This is a genomic window from Thalassospira marina (assembly GCF_002844375.1).
In the GTDB taxonomy this organism is placed as follows: domain Bacteria; phylum Pseudomonadota; class Alphaproteobacteria; order Rhodospirillales; family Thalassospiraceae; genus Thalassospira; species Thalassospira marina.
The window spans coordinates 2,971,981-2,993,657 of sequence record NZ_CP024199.1 but is presented as its reverse complement, the minus strand read 5'-3'; the positions used below and the strand labels follow the sequence as shown (position 1 = coordinate 2,993,657).

19 protein-coding genes are annotated in these 21,677 nt (G+C 55.2%); 13 read left to right on the top strand and 6 right to left on the bottom strand.

Features of this window, described 5'->3' with window-relative positions; genetic code table 11:
• Positions 1–101: 101 nt before the first annotated feature.
• The 4 genes from CSC3H3_RS13645 (at position 102) to CSC3H3_RS13630 (ending at position 4,271) form a co-directional block, all read left to right on the top strand.
• Positions 102–995 (top strand): LysR family transcriptional regulator, encoded by an 894-nt coding sequence (locus tag CSC3H3_RS13645; protein ID WP_101268335.1) that lies wholly within the window; start codon positions 102–104, stop codon positions 993–995.
• A gap of 121 nt (positions 996–1,116) precedes the next feature.
• Positions 1,117–1,962, top strand: coding sequence for an AAA family ATPase (locus CSC3H3_RS13640; RefSeq protein ID WP_101285180.1), 846 nt, complete (start codon positions 1,117–1,119; stop codon positions 1,960–1,962).
• 2 nt (positions 1,963–1,964) lie between these two features.
• The gene (locus CSC3H3_RS13635; RefSeq protein ID WP_101285179.1) at positions 1,965–3,149 is read left to right on the top strand and encodes a vWA domain-containing protein; all 1,185 of its coding nucleotides are present in this window, start codon (positions 1,965–1,967) and stop codon (positions 3,147–3,149) included.
• A 165-nt stretch (positions 3,150–3,314) separates the two neighbouring features.
• Entirely contained in the window at positions 3,315–4,271 is a 957-nt protein-coding gene (locus CSC3H3_RS13630; protein WP_172963426.1) for a bifunctional helix-turn-helix transcriptional regulator/GNAT family N-acetyltransferase, read from the top strand.
• Between the two features lie 20 nt (positions 4,272–4,291).
• On the opposite strand, the gene CSC3H3_RS13625 is transcribed toward CSC3H3_RS13630, so the two are convergent.
• Positions 4,292–4,708 carry an Lrp/AsnC family transcriptional regulator gene (locus CSC3H3_RS13625; protein WP_101285178.1) on the bottom strand — a complete coding sequence of 139 codons (417 nt, stop codon included), beginning with the start codon at positions 4,706–4,708 and terminating at the stop codon, positions 4,292–4,294.
• Between the two features lie 147 nt (positions 4,709–4,855).
• Here CSC3H3_RS13625 and CSC3H3_RS13620 point away from each other — a divergent pair, with 147 nt between their 5' ends.
• The 5 genes from CSC3H3_RS13620 (at position 4,856) to CSC3H3_RS13600 (ending at position 11,293) form a co-directional block, all read left to right on the top strand.
• Positions 4,856–6,529 carry a M20/M25/M40 family metallo-hydrolase gene (locus CSC3H3_RS13620; RefSeq protein WP_101285177.1) on the top strand — a complete coding sequence of 558 codons (1,674 nt, stop codon included), beginning with the start codon at positions 4,856–4,858 and terminating at the stop codon, positions 6,527–6,529.
• A gap of 237 nt (positions 6,530–6,766) precedes the next feature.
• Entirely contained in the window at positions 6,767–7,996 is a 1,230-nt protein-coding gene (gene glpQ, locus CSC3H3_RS13615) for a glycerophosphodiester phosphodiesterase (RefSeq protein ID WP_245881123.1), read from the top strand.
• 256 nt (positions 7,997–8,252) lie between these two features.
• Positions 8,253–8,855, top strand: coding sequence for an NAD(P)H:quinone oxidoreductase (gene wrbA, locus CSC3H3_RS13610; RefSeq protein ID WP_101285176.1), 603 nt, complete (start codon positions 8,253–8,255; stop codon positions 8,853–8,855).
• Positions 8,856–9,070: 215 nt separating this feature from the next.
• Positions 9,071–10,288, top strand: a complete 1,218-nt coding sequence (gene sbmA / locus CSC3H3_RS13605; RefSeq protein WP_101286238.1) for a peptide antibiotic transporter SbmA — start codon at positions 9,071–9,073, stop codon at positions 10,286–10,288.
• 138 nt (positions 10,289–10,426) lie between these two features.
• Positions 10,427–11,293: a pirin family protein gene (locus tag CSC3H3_RS13600; protein ID WP_101268322.1), complete on the top strand. Its 867-nt coding sequence runs from the start codon at positions 10,427–10,429 to the stop codon at positions 11,291–11,293.
• 159 nt (positions 11,294–11,452) lie between these two features.
• Here CSC3H3_RS13600 and CSC3H3_RS13595 read toward each other — a convergent pair whose 3' ends face one another.
• Positions 11,453–12,535: an anti-sigma factor gene (locus CSC3H3_RS13595; protein WP_101285175.1), complete on the bottom strand. Its 1,083-nt coding sequence runs from the start codon at positions 12,533–12,535 to the stop codon at positions 11,453–11,455.
• Positions 12,532–13,068, bottom strand: a complete 537-nt coding sequence (locus CSC3H3_RS13590) for an RNA polymerase sigma factor (protein WP_101268319.1) — start codon at positions 13,066–13,068, stop codon at positions 12,532–12,534. Before CSC3H3_RS13590 ends, CSC3H3_RS13595 begins: the two co-directional genes overlap by 4 nt.
• A gap of 151 nt (positions 13,069–13,219) precedes the next feature.
• On the opposite strand from CSC3H3_RS13590, the gene CSC3H3_RS13585 reads away from it, so the two are divergent.
• Entirely contained in the window at positions 13,220–13,876 is a 657-nt protein-coding gene (locus CSC3H3_RS13585; RefSeq protein WP_157831896.1) for a hypothetical protein, read from the top strand.
• A gap of 174 nt (positions 13,877–14,050) precedes the next feature.
• On the opposite strand, the gene CSC3H3_RS13580 is transcribed toward CSC3H3_RS13585, so the two are convergent.
• Positions 14,051–15,031 (bottom strand): AraC family transcriptional regulator, encoded by a 981-nt coding sequence (locus CSC3H3_RS13580; RefSeq protein ID WP_215907504.1) that lies wholly within the window; start codon positions 15,029–15,031, stop codon positions 14,051–14,053.
• 112 nt (positions 15,032–15,143) lie between these two features.
• Here CSC3H3_RS13580 and CSC3H3_RS13575 point away from each other — a divergent pair, with 112 nt between their 5' ends.
• Positions 15,144–15,884 carry an SDR family oxidoreductase gene (locus CSC3H3_RS13575; protein ID WP_101285173.1) on the top strand — a complete coding sequence of 247 codons (741 nt, stop codon included), beginning with the start codon at positions 15,144–15,146 and terminating at the stop codon, positions 15,882–15,884.
• A gap of 137 nt (positions 15,885–16,021) precedes the next feature.
• Here the strand turns inward: CSC3H3_RS13575 and CSC3H3_RS13570 are convergent, their stop codons facing one another.
• Both CSC3H3_RS13570 and CSC3H3_RS13565 read right to left on the bottom strand, forming a co-directional pair.
• On the bottom strand, positions 16,022–17,239 hold the full coding sequence (locus CSC3H3_RS13570) for an NADP-dependent isocitrate dehydrogenase (RefSeq protein ID WP_101268313.1): 1,218 nt from the start codon (positions 17,237–17,239) through the stop codon (positions 16,022–16,024).
• A gap of 314 nt (positions 17,240–17,553) precedes the next feature.
• The gene (locus CSC3H3_RS13565) at positions 17,554–18,231 is read right to left on the bottom strand and encodes a TetR/AcrR family transcriptional regulator (RefSeq protein ID WP_101285172.1); all 678 of its coding nucleotides are present in this window, start codon (positions 18,229–18,231) and stop codon (positions 17,554–17,556) included.
• A gap of 107 nt (positions 18,232–18,338) precedes the next feature.
• On the opposite strand from CSC3H3_RS13565, the gene CSC3H3_RS13560 reads away from it, so the two are divergent.
• Both CSC3H3_RS13560 and CSC3H3_RS13555 read left to right on the top strand, forming a co-directional pair.
• Positions 18,339–19,442 carry an HlyD family secretion protein gene (locus CSC3H3_RS13560; RefSeq protein WP_101268310.1) on the top strand — a complete coding sequence of 368 codons (1,104 nt, stop codon included), beginning with the start codon at positions 18,339–18,341 and terminating at the stop codon, positions 19,440–19,442.
• On the top strand, positions 19,442–21,397 hold the full coding sequence (locus tag CSC3H3_RS13555) for a DHA2 family efflux MFS transporter permease subunit (RefSeq protein ID WP_342751340.1): 1,956 nt from the start codon (positions 19,442–19,444) through the stop codon (positions 21,395–21,397). The genes CSC3H3_RS13560 and CSC3H3_RS13555 overlap by 1 nt, the downstream gene beginning before the upstream one ends.
• Positions 21,398–21,677: the final 280 nt, after the last annotated feature.

The following is a 21,677-nucleotide window of genomic DNA, read 5'->3' as shown; positions in this document are numbered from 1 at the left end:
TGATGGGGTTGCATGGAATGGTGCCAGTCTATGTTTGCCTGCTGCGTGAAAGAATGCCTAAAATTGCGCAGGGTTTCTTGCGAATTATGAAAGAATAACAGGTGGCAGACGATCTTCACGATATGACGGTATTTGTCCGTGTGGTGGATGCCGGCAGTCTTTCGGCTGCTGCGCGCCAGCTTAATGCATCGCTTTCCGTGGTCAGCCGCCGTCTTTCCCGGCTGGAGGACAGGTTGGGTGTGCGCCTGTTAAACCGTACCACTCGCTCGCTTGCCTTAACCGATGAAGGCGACCGTTTTTATCGTCGCTGCGGGCAAATCCTGGCCGATCTGGCCGATGCCGAACTGGAAGCATCACATGGCAGCCAGGCGGTACGGGGCCGGTTGCGCGTTACGGCAACAGTTGCCTTTGGCCGCAAAAGGCTGGCACCGATCCTGTATGAATTTCAGCAGCAATATCCCGATGTGCAGGTGCATCTGGATGCCAGCGATGTTATCGCCAATCTTGTCGATGCGGGCTATGACCTTGCCATTCGTGTTGGCACCTTGCAGGATTCATCCCTGATTGCCCGTCAGATCGCACCAAATTACCGGGTGATCGTGGCGGCACCGGCCTATCTTGAAAAACGGGGCCGCCCGGCGACAATTGCCGATCTGGCCGGGCATGACGCCATCCTGTTTGGTTCCGCCCTTGATGATCACTGGTATTTTGCCGATGGGCAGGGCGTGCGCGTTGCCAGTAGCCTTTCCTGCAATGACGGTGAAATCGCCCATGAATGGGCATTGCGCGGGGCGGGGCTGGTTATCAAATCCATCTGGGATGTGGCCGAGGATATCGAGGCGGGCAATCTTGAAATTGTCCTGCCTGATATGGCCCTGCCAGCATCGCCCATTCATGCGGTTTTTCCCCATCGCCGCCATGTGGCGGCCAAGGTCAGACTTTGTGTGGATTTCATCGCCCAGCGCCTGCGCGAACAAATGACCTTTACGCCGTGATAATCCTAGTGCTGTAAATCAGGGTTATGGCCCTTTGCCGGGTTTTATCGGGGCGGGGCTTGCCGATTGCCGCTTTGCAGCGTAGGTTAACGTAAACGTCAACTTATGTTGCAGGGCAAAAATGAAATTTCAGGGTACGGAAAACTACGTCGCAACCGATGATCTGATGGTTGCGGTCAATGCCGCGATCACGTTGCAGCGTCCGCTTCTGGTCAAAGGCGAACCTGGCACAGGCAAAACCGTGCTGGCCGAAGAAATCGCCAAATCGCTGGGCAAAAAGCTGATCACCTGGTCGATCAAATCCACCACCCGCGCCCAGCAGGGCCTCTATGAATATGATGCGGTATCACGCCTGCGCGACAGCCAGTTGGGCGATGAAAAGGTCCATGACATTGCCAATTACATCGTCAAAGGCAAATTGTGGGAAGCATTTGATGCCGATGACGCCCCGGTTCTGCTGATCGATGAAATTGACAAGGCCGATATTGAATTCCCCAACGATTTGTTGCAGGAACTCGATCGGATGGAATTCTATGTTTATGAAACCCAGCAAATGGTGCGCGCCACCAAACGGCCCATCGTCATCATCACATCAAACAATGAAAAAGAACTGCCCGATGCCTTCTTGCGGCGCTGTTTCTTTCATTACATCCGCTTTCCTGATGCCGAAACCATGGCACAAATCGTTGATGTGCATTTTCCCGACATTCAAAAACGCCTGGTCAGCGAGGCGCTGAACCTGTTTTACGACATGCGCGACGTCGCCGGGCTTAAGAAAAAACCTTCAACCTCCGAACTGCTGGACTGGTTGAAACTTCTGATGGCCGAAGACCTGCCCCCCGAAGCCCTGCGCGCCAAAGATGCCAAATCATCCGTTCCGCCGCTGCATGGCGCACTTTTGAAAAACGAACAGGATGTGCATCTGTTTGAACGCCTGGCCTTTATGGCGCGGCGCGAAGGGCGCTGATCATGTTTATCGGCTTTTTCTTCAAGCTGAAAGAAGCCCGAATTCCCGTTTCCCTGCGCGAATATTTAACGCTGATCGAGGCTGTGGAAAAGGGCGTTGCCGGTTATTCAGTTGAGGATTTCTATTATCTTTCTCGGGCGTCGCTTGTGAAGGATGAACGCAACCTTGATAAATTCGATCAGGTGTTTGGCGCGCATTTCAAGGGGCTGTCAACACTGGCCGAAGCGGGCGAGGAAATAGCCGCCGACATCCCCGAAGAATGGTTGCGCAAGCTGGCCGAGAAATATCTGACTGACGAGGAAAAAGCGCAAGTCCAGTCCCTTGGCGATTGGGACAAGCTGATGGAAACGTTGCGCCAGCGCCTGGAAGAACAGAAAAAACGCCATCAGGGCGGCAATAAATGGATCGGCACTGCCGGTACATCGCCCTTTGGGGCCTATGGCTATAACCCCGAAGGTGTTCGCATCGGCCAGGATAAATCCCGCCATCGTCGCGCGGTCAAGGTATGGGACAAGCGCGAATTTAAAAACCTGGATGACAGCGTTGAAATTGGTACTCGCAACATCAAGGTTGCCTTGCGAAAGCTGCGCAAATGGGCGCGTACAGGGGCGGCTGATGAGCTGGATTTGGCGGGCACCATCCGCTCAACCGCACGTCAGGGCTGGCTGGATGTGCAAATGCGGCCCGAACGGCACAATGCGGTAAAGGTTCTGATGCTGTTTGATATTGGCGGGTCAATGGATGACCATGTCCGTGTGTGCGAGGAACTGTTTTCCGCCGTCAAAACCGAATTCAAGCATCTGGAATATTATTACTTCCACAACTGCCCCTATGAAGGATTGTGGAAGGACAACGCCCGGCGTCGAAGCCAGCAGGTTTCAACGCTTGATGTCATCAATACCTATTCCAGCGATTACAAACTGGTTTTCGTCGGCGACGCCACCATGAGCCCCTATGAAATCACCTATCCCGGTGGTTCTGTCGAACACTGGAATGCCGAGGCCGGGCAGGTCTGGATGCAGCGCCTGACAGATCATTTCCGCCATGCCGCCTGGATCAATCCCCAACCCGAAAAATGGTGGCACTACACCCCCTCGATCCAGCTTTTGCACAAGCTGATGGAAGGACGCATGTATCCGTTAACCCTTGAAGGGCTGGACAGGATGACGGGTGAGCTGAACCGCTAAGCCCGTTTGCGTGCCTTGGCTAAGTTTTGTTGGTGGGTCAACTGCCTGATCATTCGCGCGGTTACGTGGCTATTGGGCAACCAAATCAAATGTGCCTCGTAATTTCCTTTGCCATCGCTTGGTTTCACCCATATAGTTGCAATATACAACTATATGGGTGGCCGTATGACAATGGTTTCTGATGCGACAATTGACCCGATCCGCGATGCGTCGCGCCGGATGGTGCGTGAATTGGGGTTCATGCGGCCGACATTGGCGGAAACCGATATGTCGCCATCCGCCGTTCACAGCCTGATTGAAATTGGTCGCTCGGGCACGTTGCAGGCGTCGGATCTATGCGATTTGCTGGGGCTTGAAAAATCCAGCGTCAGCCGCCTGGTCGGCAAGCTGGTGCGCACGGGCATGTTGCGCGAAACGGCGGATGAGAAGGATCGCCGGGCAAAGGTTTTGTCCCTGACCGATCAGGGCCGCCAGACATTATCACGGATTGATGATTATGCCCGTCGGCAGGTTCATGCGGCCCTGTCGCATTTACCCGAAAATGCCCATGTCACGGTGCGCGAGGGCCTGTTGGCCTATGCCGGTGCGCTTGCCGCTGCGCGCGAAAATGCCCCAACACCCGCAGCGGAAGATGTGGCGATTATTGCCGGTTATCAACCGGGGCTGATAGGCCGGGTCGTAGAAATGCATGGGCGTTTTTATGCCCGCACTGAAGGGTTTGGTGCCTTTTTTGAAGCACGGGTGGCAGCAGGGCTGGCGGAATTTTCAGGCAGGCTGGCGGCACCCTGTAATCAGATTTGGGCGGCAATGGAAGGGGGCCGCATTGCCGGTTCCATCGCCATTGATGGCGAAGACCTTGGTGAAAATACCGCCCATTTGCGCTGGTTTATCATGGATGATGCCCTGCGGGGCAAAGGGGCAGGGCGGCAATTGCTGCAAAAGGCCCTGCAATTTTGTGATGACCGGGGATTTGCGCAAACCCGCCTTTGGACCTTCAGGGGCTTGGATGCAGCGCGCAGGCTATATGAAGCCCATGGCTTTATGCTGGAAGACGAATGGCCGGGTGCACAATGGGGCAGCGAAGTGATGGAACAGAAATTTATTCGTAAACGCCCTGTTTAAGGTGATATCGCAGCCTTGAATTACGCTGGCCCCAAAAACAGGTAGGTTTCGGTTTTGGCGATGCCTTCCATGCTGCGAATATGGGTGAGGATGCGGTTGAATTCGGGAAGGCTGCCAACCTCGACCTCGGCAATCAGGTCCCATTCGCCATTGGTGGTGTGAAGGGTGCGAAAGCCAAGGGTTTTGCGCAATGTTGCCACCAATGCCTTCACATTGCGGCCCGAAAGCTCCATCATCATAACGCCGCGAATGGTGCCGTCGCTGGCATCATCGCGCAGGCGAACGGTGTAACCGGCAATCGCCCCTGTTTCCTCCAGCCGTGTCATGCGGGCTTTTACCGTGCCGGGGGCAACGCCCAGCAGGTCGGCCAGTTTGGGTACGGATGCACGGGCATTGATGCGCAATTCGGCAATCAATTGGCGGTCAAGGTCATCCATCGGCAAAATCCATTGCTGTTTTCGGCATTTTAACTGCCGATTTCGGCAGAATATACCACGTAATTTCATTGAACTTGCGTTTTCATTGAAGGTGTATCGCGATAATTTGGCGCATCGATCAAAACAAGTCAGGGCAGGAAAACAACCATGACCGCAGCATCAAACCGATGGGCCCCCGAAGCCCGCACCCGCGACATTGCCGAACGTTTGACGCGCTGGCCCAGTGTGACCGGCACCAAAGACGAGGCCGATTTCGCCGATCGTCTGGTTGGTCTGCTGCGCGAAATTCCCTATTTTCAGGAAAATCCCGATGATATCGCCGTGATTGACAGCCACCTGGTTGCCAATGGCACGGCAATGGCCAAAAATGTGGTGGCACTGGTGCGGGGCACGGGCCGCAAAACCATGGCAATGGCCGGGCATTTTGATGTGGTCTCGATTGAAAATTACCACGACCTGCAACATCTGGCTTTCTCCCCGGCTGAACTGTGCGACGCCCTGATCGTGGATCTTTCCAGCCGGTCGGATCTGACGGCCAAGGAGGAACTGGCCCTGCGCGATTTGCAAAGTGGCGATTTCATTCCCGGCCGTGGCCTTTTGGATATGAAAAGTGGTGATGCCGCGGGCATCGCGTTTCTCGAACATTTTTCGCAGCAGGTGGACCGCAGCGGCAATGTGGTCCTGTTTCTGACCCCCGATGAAGAACGCAATAGCTGTGGTATGCGCAGCCTGCGCAATGCTCTGCCCGAACTGGTACGCCGCTGGGATATTGATATTGTTGGCGGTGTTAACCTTGATGCCAGCAGCGATTATGAAAATGGCGAAATCGGCCGGGCGATTTTCCATGGGTCGATTGGCAAAATCATGCCCTTCGCCATGGTGGTTGGCCAGCCCACCCATGTTGGTTATCCGTTTGATGGCATCAGCGCCCATGTCATGAGTGCCGAAATCATGCAGGCGATTGAAGGCAATACCGACCTGTCGGATCATGCCCGCAGTGTCAGCGCGCCGCCGCCGGTGTGCCTGGAATGCCGTGATCTGCGCGAAAATTACGAAGTCACCACGCCTGAAAACGTCTGGATGGCGTTTAACTGGTTGATCCAGGGCAAATCAGCCAGCGATGCCCTGACCGAATTTGCCGAAATCGTTAAAACGGCGGCAAACCGGGCACTGGAACGTTTGTTTGATCGTGCAACCCGTCATGCCAGCGCCAATGGCGAACCCGCACCAATGGCCTATCGCCCGCTTGATGTTATTCCTTATGCAAGGCTGGTTGAGATGGCCCGCAAGGTGGGCGGTGATGCCGCTATTGCCCGCATTAACGCGGTCGAGGACGAATATCGCCACAGCAATAATCCGCTTTTGCGCTCGCGCATGCTGGTTCTTGCCGCCATGGCCGAGGCCCGCCTGCAGGCCCCGGCGATTATCACCGGTAATGCCAGCCTGCATTACCCGGCCGTTCACCTTGATACCGACCGGAAACTTGATCGCGATTTTATCGATGCCATCCATGCGGCGCGCCGGGTGATCGAAGCGCGTCATGATACCAAAATCATTGATCGTGGCTATTTTGGTGGCATTTCGGACATGTCGTTTTTCGGAAAATGTCCAGAAAGTGACGAATCGAAACTGATCGCTGAAAACACCCCGGTTGGCGAACTGGTTGATCATCCGGTGGCGGATGCACTGGAATATCCGGTGGTTAATATCGGCCCCTGGGGCCGGGAATATCACCAGCGCCTTGAACGCCTGCATGCGCCTTATTGCTATCGCGTCCTGCCGGACTTCCTGGCTGAAATCGCCCAAAAGCTTCTGGGCTGATTGTTCAAACCCGGCCCCTGTCAAAAGCGGGGGCCGGGTGCCATTTTTCCTTCACTGCATTGCCCCCGGCTGATTTTGCGGCTTCCAGCGTTTGAAATCCGCCGAAACAAATGAATTTTTGGCGAAATTCGCGCTGTTTTAGCAACAAACAGGCAAATATATGATGCGACTGCCTTGATCCTGCCTCTTGTGCGCGTCAGTATCGCGAAAATTCGTTTCGGGATTAAGGAGTTGCAGATGTTAGCGTCAGGGCTGGCGAATATGGCCGCAATGGCAACAGTTATGACTGGGAAATTCAGAAAATTGCGTTCCCTGCACGATCTGCGTGCACCATCATATGCGGGCAAGGGGCACGATGGCCTGAACCTTCTTAATCATAACTGCTGTCCGCCGGGCCGGGATCGTGCCGGTAAAGTTGGGCGGTCACGCGGTGCGCGCATGGCCCTGATGGCAGCGGGTTTGTTTTGTGCCGTGCTGGCACCGGCATCGGGCGCAATGGCACAAGCCGTTACCGATGATCATGTGGTGATTGCCCATCGCGGCGCATCGGGTTACCTGCCCGAACATACCCTGCCCGCGGTGGCCCTTGCCTATGGTATGGACCCCGATTTTATCGAGCAGGATGTCGTAATGTCCAAGGATGGCGTGCCGGTGGTGATGCACGATATCCACCTTGATACGACCACCGATGTTGCGCAGAAATTCCCCAAACGGCACCGCAAGGATGGTCGTTATTACGCCATCGACTTTACCCTGGCAGAACTGAAAAGCCTGAATGTCCATGAACGGGTCAATGCCAAAACCGGCAAACAGGTTTTTACCGACCGTTTCCCGCTGGAATACAGCATTTTCAAAATCCCGACCTTTGAAGAAGAAATCAAGCTGATCCAGGGCCTTAATAAATCCACCGATCGCGATATTGGCGTTTATGCCGAAATCAAGGACCCCGCCTGGCACCGCGCCCAGGGCCAGGATATTTCCAAGGCCGTGATCAAGGTGATGGAAAAGTGGGGCTATGGCACCCGGGAATCCAACGGTTACATCCAGTGTTTTGACTGGAACGAAACCAAACGCATCCGTAACGAGCTGAAATATCAGGGCCGCATGGTTCAGCTTCTGGGTGAAAACAGCTGGAAAATCGCCCCCGATGTTGATTTTGACTTCCTGAAAACCGACGAGGGTGTGGGCGAAATGGCCAAGGTGGTGGATGCCATCGGCCCGTCGCTTGACCAGGTGATTGAAGGCCTTAGCCAGGATGGACATGCTGTTATGTCGCCGACTTTGGTTGCCGCACAACGCCGCCACCTGCCGGTTCATGTCTATACCCTGCGGGCGGATCAATTGCCCAAATGGGCCGGGGATTTCCGCATTGTCATGACGGCGGTGTTTGATGATGCCGGCATTGATGGCGTCTTTACCGACTTCCCCGATCAGGTGGTGGATTATCTGGCCGCAACGCCGGAATGACCTGTCAGCCAGGACGTCCCCTAAGGCGCGCCATGTGATTTCAGGGCGCTGCCCAAGCCTGCAACATAAACATATGACCATGTGTCACATCGGGGCCGGAGCAGTAAATGTTCCGGCCTTTTTGCGTTGCGGGTGCCATTTTGAGGCGAAATAGACTGTTTCCAATCGCGGTCTTTTCGCGGGCGGGCAAACGCGCCATCATGTTTGTGCTTTGGCCGGAATGCGGCCAGCAAACCCATTAAACAGGAGGCATGGAATGGCGAAAGTACTGGTACTTTATTATTCGATGTATGGTCATATCGAAACGATGGCAAATGCCGTTGCCGAAGGCGCGCGCGGTGTTGCCGGTACCACGGTCGATATTAAACGTGTGCCTGAAACAATGCCCGAAGACGTGGCAAAAGGTGCTGGCGCCAAGCTGGACCAGGATGCCCCGGTAGCAACGGTGAATGACCTTGCCGATTATGACGCGATCATTTTTGGTGTGCCGACCCGTTTTGGCAATATGTGCAGCCAGATGCGCGCCTTCCTTGACCAGACCGGCGGTCTTTGGGCGCAGGGCAAGCTGATCGGCAAGGTCGGGTCTGTTTTTGCGTCTACCGGCACCCAGCATGGCGGGCAGGAAACCACCATTACCTCCACCCACACCACCCTTCTGCATCATGGCATGGTCATTGCCGGTGTGCCCTATAGCTGCACTGGCCTGACCAATATGGACGAAATTACCGGCGGCTCGCCTTACGGCGCAACGACGCTGGCTGGGGCTGATGGTTCGCGCCAGCCTTCGGCAAATGAACTTGATATCGCCCGTTTCCAGGGCAAACACGTTGCCGAACTTGCCGCCAAACTGGCAAGCTGAATACGTTAAAATATACATGTGTCATGCCGCGCCGGTTACATATCCGGTGCGGCATTTCGCGTTTTAGGGCCTGAATTTGCAGGGTTTTTCGGGAATTTGGAATTATTTTGAAATTAGGGCGATTTTTGGCGCAATTACCATAATCACGTCGCGGAAATGCCTTGGTTCGGGCGCATCTGGATTTTCAATATCAGCTTGAAAAACGGAGCATGCACGTGTTTCAGTCCTTTTTTCCCAAGCCCCGGCTGTTTTTCACCAGCGCCCTAATCTGGACGGCCCTTGCTGCGACAATATGGTATGGCGGCGGCGATCATTGGGGGCACTATTTGGGCCTTGGGGTGGCTACACCGGCCGATGGTGATGTGGTTGGCATCGACTATTTCCTGACTCCGACCTTCCTGTGGTTTTGCATTTATTATTTTATTGCCGTTGGCCTTTTTGGGGGTGCCTGGCGGCTTTTTTCATCCAGTCCATGGCAGCTATGGTCGGTTTTTGGCTCTGCCTTTATCATTTTTACCACCTTTTTCGATGTCGAGGTTTCGGTTGCCATCAATAACTGGCGCCGCCCGTTTTTCGATGATGTGCAAAATGCCCTGTCGGGTAAGGCGGTGGTTCAGGCCGTCGATCTGTACCGGCTGATCTGGCAATTTGCCGAAATTGCCCTGTGTGCGATGTTCCTGTTTGTTGTAACGCGCTTTCTGGTCAGCCACTGGATTTTTCGCTGGCGCACGGCCATGAACGATTTTTACATGGCGCACTGGCAAAAACTCCGCAAGACCGAGGGCGCGGCCCAGCGTGTGCAGGAAGACACCATGCGCTTTGCCAGCGTGATGGAAGGGCTTGGCATTTCACTGGTTGGTTCCGTCATGACGCTGGTGGCGTTTTTGCCGCTGCTTTGGGGCCTATCAAAATATGTTACCAGCCTGCCACTGGTGGGGGAAATTCCCGCACCCCTGGTCACTGCCGCCATTGTCTGGTCGGTGCTGGGGACATTGTTGCTGGCACTTGTCGGTATCAAGCTACCCGGGCTTGAATTTCATAACCAGCGGGTCGAGGCGGCCTATCGTAAGGAACTGGTTTACGGCGAAGACCATGCCGAACGTGCCGATCCGGTAACCATGCGTGAACTGTTTGGTTTTGTTCGGCAAAACTATTTCCGGCTTTACTGGCACTACACCTATTTCAATGTTTTTCGCGGGCTTTATCTGCAGGCCGATAATGTGTTTGCCATGGCCATTTTAATTCCCACCATTGCGGCTGGCTCAACAATCGGTTTTACCTTTGGCGTATTGCAGCAGGTGTTAAATGCCTTTGGTCAGGTGTCGGGATCGTTCCAGTATCTGGTTAATGCCTGGACAACGATTATCGAACTTCTATCCATCTACAAACGCCTGCGGGCTTTCGAGGCATCGGTATCGCTACAGCAGGGCTGAAAAACCGGCGATTGCCCTGTTTGTGGAAACAATAAGATGCCTGAAAAACGGTTGTTCAGGCGTGGTTTTGTGCCACATTCGGGGTAAGTATTCACCGCCGGATGGCGGTGGCAAACCAGATCGAAGGGAGCCATCCCGATGGAAAATGAAGACTTGAACCTGCGCAAAGTGGCACGCGTCATTCGTGCGCTTGATACCTCGGACGGGGCAGGGGTGCGGCTTAAACGCTCTGTCGGGTCGCCAGCATTGCCGATGCTTGACCCGTTCCTGATGCTTGATTCCATATCAAGTGATAATGCCGACGATTATATCGCAGGCTTTCCCGAACATCCGCATCGTGGCTTTGAAACCGTGACCTACATGGTCGAAGGGGCGATGCGCCATAATGACAGCATTGGCTCCGAGGGTATTTTGCGCTCCGGCGGCGTGCAATGGATGACTGCGGGAAGCGGCATTATCCATTCTGAAACCCCGGAACAGGAAGATGGCCTGCTACAGGGCTTTCAGCTTTGGATCAACCTGCCCGCCAAAGACAAAATGCGTCGCCCGCGCTATCAGAACCTTGAAGCTGACAGCGTGGTTGAAATCAGCCCGGCAGATGGCGTTGATATTCGCCTGGTCGCCGGTTCGGCCTTTGGTAAAACCGGCCCGGTTTCGGGCATTGTGACCAATCCGGTTTTCATGGATGTCAAACTTGCAGCCGGTGCCGAAGTCACCCTGCCGGTTCCCGAAGGGCACGCTGCCTTTACCTATGTCTTTATCGGTGATGCCGAGGTTGCGGGGCGCAATGTGCCGACCCATCACCTTGCCGTATTAAAGGACGGGAATTCGGTTTTGCTGAAAGGCGGCAAGGAAGGCGGGCGTCTGTTGCTGGTTGCGGCAACGCCAATCGACGAACCCATCGCCCGGCACGGCCCGTTCGTGATGAATACCCGCGAGGAACTGATGCAGGCTTTCGAGGATTATCAGCGTGGCCGCTTCGTGCGGGAAAAGGCTGTGGGCTGAGGCTAAACTGTGCATTTTTCCCTGCTTATAGCAGGGCGGCGTTAGCCGAATAAAAAACGGGCGAAGGATCATGCATCCTTCGCCCGTTTTTCTTTATGTGCCTTCAGGCCGGCATTGCCACGTTACGCTGTAAGTCGCGCGTGACCAAATATGTTCCGCTTACAGGTTCTGGTGTGCTGCCAGCGGTTCGGGGCCAAGGTCGATGGCTGATCCCGGGAAGAGGCGATAAACGGTTTGCCAGCCTTCCTTGGGGTCGCGGCAGGCGCGGCCAAAAAAGGTGATGGGTTTATCCTGCCCCAGGTCAATATCGGCGCGATATTCGCGGCAGAACCGGCCCTGTAACTGAAAGGTGCGCAACGGTTCGATCGATGTTTTGCCGATCTTTTCCGAATTGGTGGCAAGGGCGGCATGTTTGATCTGGCCGCTTTGCGTGGTTTCCAGTGTTTCGTTGATCAGCATATCCAGCCCGGCATTATCCACCTTGGTATCCGTGCCATTGGCCGCAATCACCGGTTCGATTTGCAGATTGTTATGCTCGTACCAGCCACCGGCACAAAATGCCAGGGCAAGGGCTGCTGCCACCCCGGCACCCGCCCACCAGCGCGCCAGCACGGGCGACGGGTTGCGATAATGGCCTGCACCATCATTGCAGCCCTTTACGGTGCTGATCGCCTGTTTGCCATCATCTTCGCCGGTTATATCGTTAATCGGGCGAAGGCCGGTTTCACCCTGGCGCACCAGCGCACGCGAAGACGAAGGGCCGGATGCCGTGCTTGCCGATACAGGCGCAGTATTTTCAGCCGCGTTATCGGCCACCATGTCGTTGTTGGTGGTATCGGTTGCCGCTTTTTGCGCCTGTTCCCGGTTATTCAGGTAATTGCGCAGGGCCAGTTCGTGGCGCTGCTGATAGGATTTTTCACCATCCATCGGCGTGGATTTGGGGAAAACAAACTTTTCGCCGGTGATGAAGGCATCATTCGGCCCAGCATCGCTGGTGCTGTTAACACCAAATCCGGCATCAAGAATCGCGTTGATCCGGTTTTGCAACTGGGCCGGTACAACCTCGTCGCTGGGGCCAGCTTCCAGTTCGTCGGCCTGCAGGGCCATAATCTCAAGGCGTTCGCGCAGGGCAGCGTCATGCTCCAGCCGGGTTTCAAGCTTTTCGCGGGTATGCGCGTCCAGTTCGTCATCCAGATAGGCCGATATCAGCAAATCATCATTGGGTGTAATGATCGCAGTCATGGAATCCCCCGTTTAATATCGCGCGGTGGTACAGCAAGATCGGCGTCGTGCAAATCAACCAGCGCACGGCGGGCGCGGGCAACGCGGCTCATCACTGTGCCATCGGGCACCTTCAATATTTCGGCAGCTTCGCGGTAGCTGTAACCTTCAATCAGAACCAGTGTCAGCGCTGATCGCTGGTCCGCGGGCAAAGTTGCCAGGGCAGCGCGTAAAAATACGCGGTCATTGCCACCATGGCCCTGAACCGGCATTCCGGCGTCGCGGGCATCCTGCAGCGAAATAACATTGCCGCTGCGCTGGGCGCGTCGCTTTTCGTCGATCCAGGTGTTTTGCACAATTTTGAACATCCAGCTATCCAGGCGCGTGCCGGGCGTAAATTGTGCAAGGCTTTCAACAGCCTTCATATAGGCGTTCTGAACCAGGTCTTCTGCTGCCGCGGCATCGCGGGTCAGGGACCGGGCAAAACGTAGTATGCGTGGCAACAAACGGGACATTTCGTCGCGTAGGGCCGGGTCGAACCTATGTGTCTGCATGGCATCCAGATAAGTCGTTTGAAGGGACAACGCACGGGGGCGAATTTTTATTCCGAATATTTTTTAAAAAGTTTTTGGAAGAAATAGGGCAACGTGAACGTTGTTCCCCTGAAAGCAGACAAAATCGGGGTTTCGCATCGGGAGAACGCGGATGTCCCAGGGACAGATGGCGCTGCTTAAATGGTTATTGCGAGGCGCCTTTGGCGGGCTGGCGATGATCATTCTGGCAGTAACGCCTTTGTCGGCCCATACGGCGCGTGGTGGCTTTTGGCCTTTTTCCACGTCGACGGACGAACCGGCAGAGGATTTTACGAATTGTGTACCAGTACCGGCAGCGGGGGCTGCATTTGGTGATGGTGCAAATGGTTGGTCAGGTGCGGGGTCGCCCGTATCTGGCCCGTCTCCCAATGGGGACGACACGGTTGGTGCGCCAGATAATGGTTCATTGCCGCAAAATGACACGGTGGCGAAAGGGCATACCGGAACAGTATTTCGGGGCGCGGGCGCAGTCGCATCTGGCGATTTGCCGCCTGGCATCCGGGACATTCCAGGTATGGCGGGGGATTTGCCCCATGTCATTTGGCACGTGTTTGGCGCACCGGCCGGGTCGGACATTGGACCCGAACAGGAACGTAAGTTTATCAGGGATGGCTGGCAACCATCGCCACAAAAAGCCGGGCAAAACAAAGACCTGGTGGCGAACGAGCCAGCAACGAAATTATGCGGTGACGGGGCATGCCCCGCTGCTGCCGCGCCGAAAGGCGCACAAGGTGTCACGGGAAGCACGACCGGGACCAGCGGCACCTGATGGCTCGAAACGTTTGATTCTGTCGTTTCTGAGCCCTGCCGCTCGTTGGGACACGTGCAAACTAATACCCCGCCAGTCTTTACTGGCGGGGTTCTTTTTTGTCTGTTGTGGTCTGTCGTGTCGTTGCCCGGTTAATTCGCCGGTCCATGTTTGATTTGCCGATGGCTGATGTCTTTACCGTGCCGGGAAAAATGCCGTTTCGGTCTGGCTGGTAAAGGGGGATCGCGGCGTGTCGTGCGCGTTCATGTCACTATTTTGCCAATAGGCACGCGGTGATGTGCCAAATACCCGTTTGAAAGCATTGCCAAATGCGCTTTCCGACCCGTAACCAAGGCGTGCGGCAAGATCGGCAATCGAAAGATTGGGATCACGCAGGTCATTTCGCGCAATTTGCATGCGCCAGTGGCAAATATATTCCAGCGGGGCATATCCCACCAGATTGCGAAATCGAAGGGCAAAGCCTGACCGTGACATGCCCGCCATTGTTGCAAGTTCCTGCACGCTATATGTGGCACCCAAATCGCGATGAATATGGGTTAATACCCGGCCGATCTGCGGGTCTGCCAATGCACGAATCCAGCCTTGCGTGTCACTGCCCTGTTTTTGCATGCCATAGGCACGCATACCCTGTACCAGCAAAATATCGGCAAGCCTGCGAGTCACAAGCGACGATCCCATAGCACCTTGCTGGCTGGTTAGTTCTGCATTTAACAATGAAAGGGTGGTGCGCAGGGCTTCGGCCTCGGCCTGGTGGGCGGGGATCAGCACAAATTTCGGCAGCATGCCCAGCAAAAAGCGGGCGTCATTTTCTTCAAAAACAAAGCCACCCCCGATCATGACGGTTTCCTTCCCGCCAAAATGCAAAATATTGGGCGGCAGATGATCCAGTACCGTCGCGGCTTCCTGTGCCGGAATGTCAGGGGCGCTTGAAATAATAAATTCAGGCGCGTCCGCCATTAAAAATGTATCGCCACGTTCCAGCTTGCAGGGCGCGCTGCCGGGCAGGGTGATCCAGCTTTCACCTTCCAGCACCGCGTTGAATTTCAGATAGGGCTTTGCCGGAAACCGCAATGCCCATTTCCCGCCCGCTTCAAAGCGTGCCGTGGCGGCGGATTTAACCGCAAGCAGGGAAAATATCTGGGAAAATGGATCCATGATTTGGACGTTCAGTGGATGAATATGGATATCTATGCATAGATCATCCAATCCAATTGCGCAATATCTGCTGTTTTGATGGTTCATGCCATGACAATGAAAAGGATTAACCATGACAGCAGGTATCGACGGAAAAGTTATTGTCCTGACCGGGGCCAGCAGCGGTATTGGCGCGGCCACGGCACGCTTGCTGGCGGCCAAAGGTGCGCGGCTCATGATTGGCGCGCGTGGCCAGGAACGGCTTTCGCACATTCAAAACGAAATCACCGCCGCAGGGGGGATCTGTCAAAGCCAGATTGTGGATGTCAGCGATGCAGCGTCGGTTTCCGCCCTGGTGGCAGCGGCCCTGTCGGCCTATGGGCAGGTTGATGTTTTGATCAACAATGCCGGTGTGATGCCGATTTCGATGCTGGACCAGTTAAGGGTGGCGGAATGGGATGCCATGGTCGATATCAACCTGAAAGGCGTGCTGTACGGTGTTGCGGCGGTTTTGCCGATTTTCCGTGCGCAAAAAAGCGGCCATATCATCACCACGGCATCAACGGCGGCGCATAAAACCGTTGCCGGGCAATCGGTTTATTCGGCAACGAAATTTGCCGTGCGCGCCTTTTGCGAAGGGCTGCGCCAGGAAGCGGGCAGGGATTTTCGTGTGACCGTGATATCGCCGGGCATGACACAAACTGCCTTTGCCAGCCACATCACCGACCCCGCAATGCGCGAACGCCTTGAAAAAGCAGGCACCGATATTGCCATTTCGCCCGATGCGCTAGCACGTGCCATGGCCTTTGCCATCGAACAACCCGACGATGTTGATGTGGGCGAAATCATTGTCCGTCCAACCGCCCAGCCCTGATGGGCAGGGATAGGTGAAGGCCGGTGTTCATAGCAGCCAGCGGCCTTGCACTATCATTTGCCAGGCCGCCAAAACAAAACCCCGCCAGAACAAAATCTGGCGGGGTTCGTATTTTCAAAGGCAAACCTGCCGGGCAATTACATGCCCATTGCGGTTTTCAGGCCTTCGTCCAGTTTGTCGAGGAACTGGTTGGTGGTCAGCCATTTCTGGTTCGGGCCGATCAGCAGTGCCAGGTCCTTGGTCATGAAGCCAGCTTCGACGGTGTCAACGCAGACTTTTTCAAGGGTTTCAGCAAATTTGACAACTTCCGGGGTATCGTCGAATTCGCCACGGTATTTCAGACCCTGGGTCCAGGCAAAGATCGATGCAATCGGGTTGGTCGAGGTTTCTTTGCCCTGCTGGTGCTGACGGTAGTGGCGGGTAACGGTGCCGTGTGCTGCTTCTGCTTCAACGGTCTGCCCGTCCGGCGTCATCAGAACCGAGGTCATCAAACCCAGCGAGCCAAAGCCCTGCGCAACGGTGTCAGACTGAACGTCGCCGTCATAGTTCTTACAGGCCCAAACGAAACCACCATTCCACTTCATCGCACATGCAACCATGTCGTCGATCAGGCGGTGTTCATAGGTGATACCGGCTTCTTTGAACTTGTCGGCGAATTCTTCGTCGAAAACTTCCTGGAACAGGTCTTTGAAACGGCCATCATAAGCTTTCATGATGGTGTTTTTGGTCGACAGGTAAACCGGCCAGCCCAGCGACAGGCCATAGTTCATGCAAGCGCGTGCAAAGCCCTTGATGCTGTCATCAAGGTTGTACATCGACATTGCAACACCCGAAGACGGGAAATCGAACACTTCATGTTCGATCGGCTCGCCGCCGTCTGCCGGCTGGAACTTAATCGTCAGCTTGCCTGCACCGGGAACCTTGAAGTCGGTCGCACGGTACTGGTCACCGAAAGCGTGACGGCCGATAACGATCGGCTGGGTCCAGCCCGGAACCAGGCGCGGCACGTTCGAGCAAATGATCGGCTGACGGAAAACAGTACCGCCAATGATGTTGCGGATGGTGCCGTTCGGCGATTTCCACATTTTCTTCAGATCAAATTCTTCAACGCGCTGCTCATCAGGGGTGATGGTTGCGCATTTGACGCCAACGCGATGTTCCTTGATGGCATTTGCAGCATCAATGGTGATCTGGTCGTTGGTTTCGTCACGTTTCTGGACCGAAAGATCGTAATATTTCAGGTCAATGTCGAGATACGGCAGGATCAGTTTGTTTTTGATGAAGTCCCAGATGATGCGGGTCATTTCGTCGCCGTCGAGTTCGACGACCGGGTTCTTCACTTGAATCTTGCTCATAAAATACTCCCTTTCTGGCCGCTGCCAGGTATCAGCGCGGCTGCCATTTGACAAGGTGGGTCAAACTATCCGGCGCGCGAGGGAGCGCCCTGGCCGCGTCGGGAGATCGCAACATACAGGATGCGCGCGCAAAATCAAATAGGCTCGCACAACTTCCTGCGCAAGATAATTTAACAAAAAACGATCTGCGCGGAAAACCGCCCGTTTGGGCAGGTTTCAGACACGAAAAAACAGGCAAAGCCCCACCATCGGAACTGCCTTTATATAAAGGGGTGTCTTACGCGTAGCATTGCCGGGTGTGCGGCCTTTGCCGGTTATTCCGCCTGGCGCAGTTGTGGGCTTTGGGTTTCTTTCTGGTCGGTAATTGGCTTGCCCAGCCCGTATCCGGCCAGAAACATGTCCACAGCCAGGGTGACATGTTCGTTCAAATCACCCGTGCGCGGTTCCCAGCCCACGAATGAAAGCTGGCGAATGTCGTAATCGGATTTGATCAGACTGACCAGAAAGCGTGCTGCCTGTTCCGGGTCATGATTGGGGAAACGGCCCAGCTTGATCTGCTGTTCAAAATATTCCTTGAGCAGGCGACGCCCGGTCATAAGCCCGCTTTCATAAAAGACACGGCCCAGATGCGGAAAACGCGGAACCTCGCCCAGAAACATGCGCATATAGCGCAATGTGTCGGACTGGGTCAGAACCGTCATCAGGTTTTCGCCAAAGTCGATCAGCGTTTCGCGCAGCGGTTTTTCCGAAATGGGCAGGTCGCGCATGATTTTGGTCACGCGGCCCGTGCAATTTCGAATCACGGCCTCAAACACACCATCCTTGTTGCCAAACAATTCATAGATGGTGCGTCGTGATCCGCCAGCTTCGGCGATGATCATTTCCAGGGTCGTTCCAGACAGCCCATGTTCACAGAATAGTTCGCGGGCCGCTTCGATGATCGCTTCCCGCCGTTTTTCCGTGCGTGGATCAATTTTTTTCGTTTCGGACAAGGTGCCATTCCATTTTTGGGTCAATTTAAAACTTGACCAAAGGTACTGGTGGGTACCATATTGCACGAAATGGTACTGATCAATACCAAAAGGAACAAAGAGACAAAATGAGCGTCAAAAAAATCCTGCTGCCGATTATTGCCCTAGCTGCAATTGGTGGCGGTGCGTATTACGGCTTCTACTGGGCGACGGAAGGTCGCTACCACGAAGAAACCGACAACGCCTATCTTCATGCCGACCAGGTGGCCGTATCGCCGAAGGTTTCGGGCTATATCGACCGGCTGCTGGTTGAAAATAACCAGACCGTCAAGAAGGGTGACCTTCTGATGGTGATCAACGATGCCGACTATCAGGCGAAATATGACCAGGCGAAAGCTGCGCTGGAATCGCACATTGCCGCCCTTGATACGATGGACAAACAGATTGCCCTGCAACAGGCATCCATCGATCAGGCACAGGCCAATGTCGCCATCGCCCAGGTTGACCTGAATAAAACCGCCGAAGATTTTGACCGGTATAAAGACCTGGTCAAAAAGGGTGCGGCCAGCCGCCAGAAATATGATTACGCAGTGGCCGATCGTAACAAGGCGATTGCACAGGTCACGGCGTCGAAGGCAACCCTTGCTGTTCAGCAGGGCCAGCTTGAAGTGCTCAAGGCACAAAAGGTCGAGTCTGAACGGGCCGTTTCCGAAGCCCAGGCTGATCTTGACCTTGCCCAGCAGTCGCTTGACGATACCCGCCTTTTTGCGCCGTTTGATGGCGTCATTGGCAATCGTTCGGTGCAGCTTGGTGCCCTGGTGCAGCCCGGTCAGCAGCTTGCTGTTCTGGTGCCGCTGCCCGGCGTTTATGCGGTTGCCAATTTCAAGGAAACCCAGATCGGCCATATGGCCCCGGGCCAGAAGGTCAATATCGAGGTTGATGCCTTCCCGGATGCCGAAATTACCGGCGTCATCGAAAGCTTCGCACCGGGCACAGGCGCACAGTTCAGCCTGCTGCCGCCGGAAAACGCAACGGGCAACTTTACCAAAATTACCCAGCGCGTCCCGGTCCGCATCAAACTTGACCCCAGCCCCGTTGCCAACGCCCTGCGTCCCGGCCTTTCGGTGGTGGTGAATGTTGATGTGCGTGATGCCTCGGGCGAAATGCATGCCGCGGGCACGGGCCTTGCCCCGGATCAGGCCCAGATCCGCGAAGTATCGGAGCGGCAATAATGGTTGATGACAACCGGGATCAGGAACGGGAAATGAAACAGGACCGGGAAATGAAACAGGACCAGGATATGGCCAGCGATGCTTCCGGCGCACAAAGCCCGGCAGATGACGCGGCCCTGTCTGCGCCTGACCAAACTGGCAGCCTTCGTGCCGACCCGGCCGATCGCGGTGTCACCAGTCATGTTACAACCGCGCAGGCCGAACCGGCTGCAACGGTAACAGCCCGCCCAACCGGCAGCCCGAATGCCAGCCTGCCGGCACACAAACCCCATACATCGGTGCCGGTAACCGGCAAAACCGCCGATGCACAGGGTGATACGACCAGCGTACCGGCAAATGCCGGTCATGGTGGCGGGGCAGGTGCGGGTAATGGCGCTGGCGGCGGCAAGCCGGGCGGCGGTGCTCCGCAGGGGCCGGACCATGTTGATCCCATGCATTTCATCGGCTGGATCGCAATGGTCATCGGCATGTTCATGGCGATCCTTGATATTCAGATCGTTGCCAGCTCGCTTGAAGATATTCAGGCAGGTTTGTCCGCCAGCCCCGATGAAATTGGCTGGGTTCAGACATCCTATCTGATCGCAGAAGTGGTGATGATTCCGCTCTCTGGCTTTTTGTCACGGCTGATTTCCACCCGTTGGCTGTTTGTGCTGTCGGCGGCAGGCTTTACGATCATGAGCGTCTTTAGCGCTATGGCCTGGTCGATCAACAGCATGATCCTGTTTCGCGCACTTCAGGGTTTCCTTGGCGGCGCGATGATCCCGACGGTGTTCGCCACCACCTATATCATTTTCCCCAAATCCCGGCAGAACGGGGCCAGTGTCCTGATCGGCCTGATCGCGACGATGGCACCTACCGTCGGGCCGACGCTGGGGGGCTATCTGACGCAGTCGCTTTCCTGGCACTGGCTGTTCCTGATTAACGTTGTGCCCGGTATTCTGGTTGGTGCCGTGGTTGCCATGACCCTGCGCATCGACAAGGGCGACCGTTCGCTTCTCAAGGGCTTTGATTTTGAAGGCCTGCTGGCGATGGCGGCGTTTCTGGGCAGTCTGGAATATGTGCTCGATGAAGGCCCGCGAAATGACTGGTTTGATGATCAGGCCATTACCTATGGTGCGGTGATCTGTACGTTGTCAGGGCTATATTTCCTGTGGCGCATGTTCACCTATGAAAAGCCGATCGTTGATCTCAGTTCCTTTGCGGATCGAAACTTTTCCATGGGCTGTATCTTCAGTTTCACGCTGGGTATCGGGCTTTATGGCAGTGTTTATATCCTGCCGCTTGAACTGGCCCGTGTGCGTGGATTTGACAGCTTGCAAATCGGCACCATCATGGCGGTAACCGGCATTTGCCAGTTTCTGTCCGCCCCGATTGCCGGCCGCCTGATGAAGGTTTTGCCACCCCGGGTTTTGCTGGGGTTTGGATTGGCGCTGTTTGCACTTGGTGTGGGGCTGAACGGGTTTCAAAACAGCCAGCTTGGCTTTGATGAACTGCTGGTTCCCCAGGCGATCCGTGGTTTTGCCCTGATGTTTTGCATGTTGCCCATTACCAATCTGGCATTGGGGACCCTGCCGCACGACAAAATCAAAAACGCATCGGGCCTGTTTAACCTGACGCGTAACCTTGGTGGTGCCATTGGTCTGGCCTGTATCAACACCCTGCTTGATAACCGGTCCGACCTGCACTGGACGCATATGGCAGAATATATCAATCCGGCGAACCCGATGTATCAGAAATACCTGAATACATTGACCGCCCGTTACGATGCCCTTGGCATTGCCGAACCGGCATCGGCCGCGATGAAATCGATTGGCAATATTCTGACCCGTGAATCCACCATGATTGCCTTTAACGATGTGCATCTGGTCATGGCGGCGGCCTTTGTGGTCGCATTGATCCTGCTGCCATTGGCAAAGAAACCGCAAACACAGGGGGCATCTGCCCCGGCCCACTAACGGATAACGACATTGGCCGATCAACCCTGTTTTGTTTGATCGGCCCCCTTATAAACCGCGCATGTTCTTCCCCCCCCCCGACCCCGCCTGCGCGGTTTGCCGAACCCCTGAATTGCTGTTGCAGTTCGGGGGTTTTGGTTTTTTGGGGGGATTTTCAAGCCAGTGGGGGTGGGGTGATTCGGGGCGGACTGACACGTGCATTGAGGCTGTAGCCGTCGGGCTGTTGGTGGTTTTAAGCCTGCTGGCATTATTCATCACCCCATCCTGTGCCCATAAAAAA

Coding starts and splice junctions, on each gene's coding strand:
- CSC3H3_RS13590 (WP_101268319.1), bottom strand. CDS start 13,068: ATGCAGACACATAGGTTCGACCCGGCCCTACGCGACGAAATGTCCCGT.
- CSC3H3_RS13580 (WP_215907504.1), bottom strand. CDS start 15,031: ATGGATCCATTTTCCCAGATATTTTCCCTGCTTGCGGTTAAATCCGCC.
- CSC3H3_RS13570 (WP_101268313.1), bottom strand. CDS start 17,239: ATGAGCAAGATTCAAGTGAAGAACCCGGTCGTCGAACTCGACGGCGAC.
- wrbA (WP_101285176.1), top strand. CDS start 8,253: ATGGCGAAAGTACTGGTACTTTATTATTCGATGTATGGTCATATCGAA.
- CSC3H3_RS13640 (WP_101285180.1), top strand. CDS start 1,117: ATGAAATTTCAGGGTACGGAAAACTACGTCGCAACCGATGATCTGATG.
- CSC3H3_RS13595 (WP_101285175.1), bottom strand. CDS start 12,535: ATGACTGCGATCATTACACCCAATGATGATTTGCTGATATCGGCCTAT.
- CSC3H3_RS13620 (WP_101285177.1), top strand. CDS start 4,856: ATGACCGCAGCATCAAACCGATGGGCCCCCGAAGCCCGCACCCGCGAC.
- CSC3H3_RS13630 (WP_172963426.1), top strand. CDS start 3,315: ATGACAATGGTTTCTGATGCGACAATTGACCCGATCCGCGATGCGTCG.
- CSC3H3_RS13600 (WP_101268322.1), top strand. CDS start 10,427: ATGGAAAATGAAGACTTGAACCTGCGCAAAGTGGCACGCGTCATTCGT.
- CSC3H3_RS13560 (WP_101268310.1), top strand. CDS start 18,339: ATGAGCGTCAAAAAAATCCTGCTGCCGATTATTGCCCTAGCTGCAATT.
- glpQ (WP_245881123.1), top strand. CDS start 6,767: ATGTTAGCGTCAGGGCTGGCGAATATGGCCGCAATGGCAACAGTTATG.
- CSC3H3_RS13625 (WP_101285178.1), bottom strand. CDS start 4,708: ATGGATGACCTTGACCGCCAATTGATTGCCGAATTGCGCATCAATGCC.
- CSC3H3_RS13575 (WP_101285173.1), top strand. CDS start 15,144: ATGACAGCAGGTATCGACGGAAAAGTTATTGTCCTGACCGGGGCCAGC.
- CSC3H3_RS13585 (WP_157831896.1), top strand. CDS start 13,220: ATGTCCCAGGGACAGATGGCGCTGCTTAAATGGTTATTGCGAGGCGCC.
- CSC3H3_RS13555 (WP_342751340.1), top strand. CDS start 19,442: ATGGTTGATGACAACCGGGATCAGGAACGGGAAATGAAACAGGACCGG.
- CSC3H3_RS13635 (WP_101285179.1), top strand. CDS start 1,965: ATGTTTATCGGCTTTTTCTTCAAGCTGAAAGAAGCCCGAATTCCCGTT.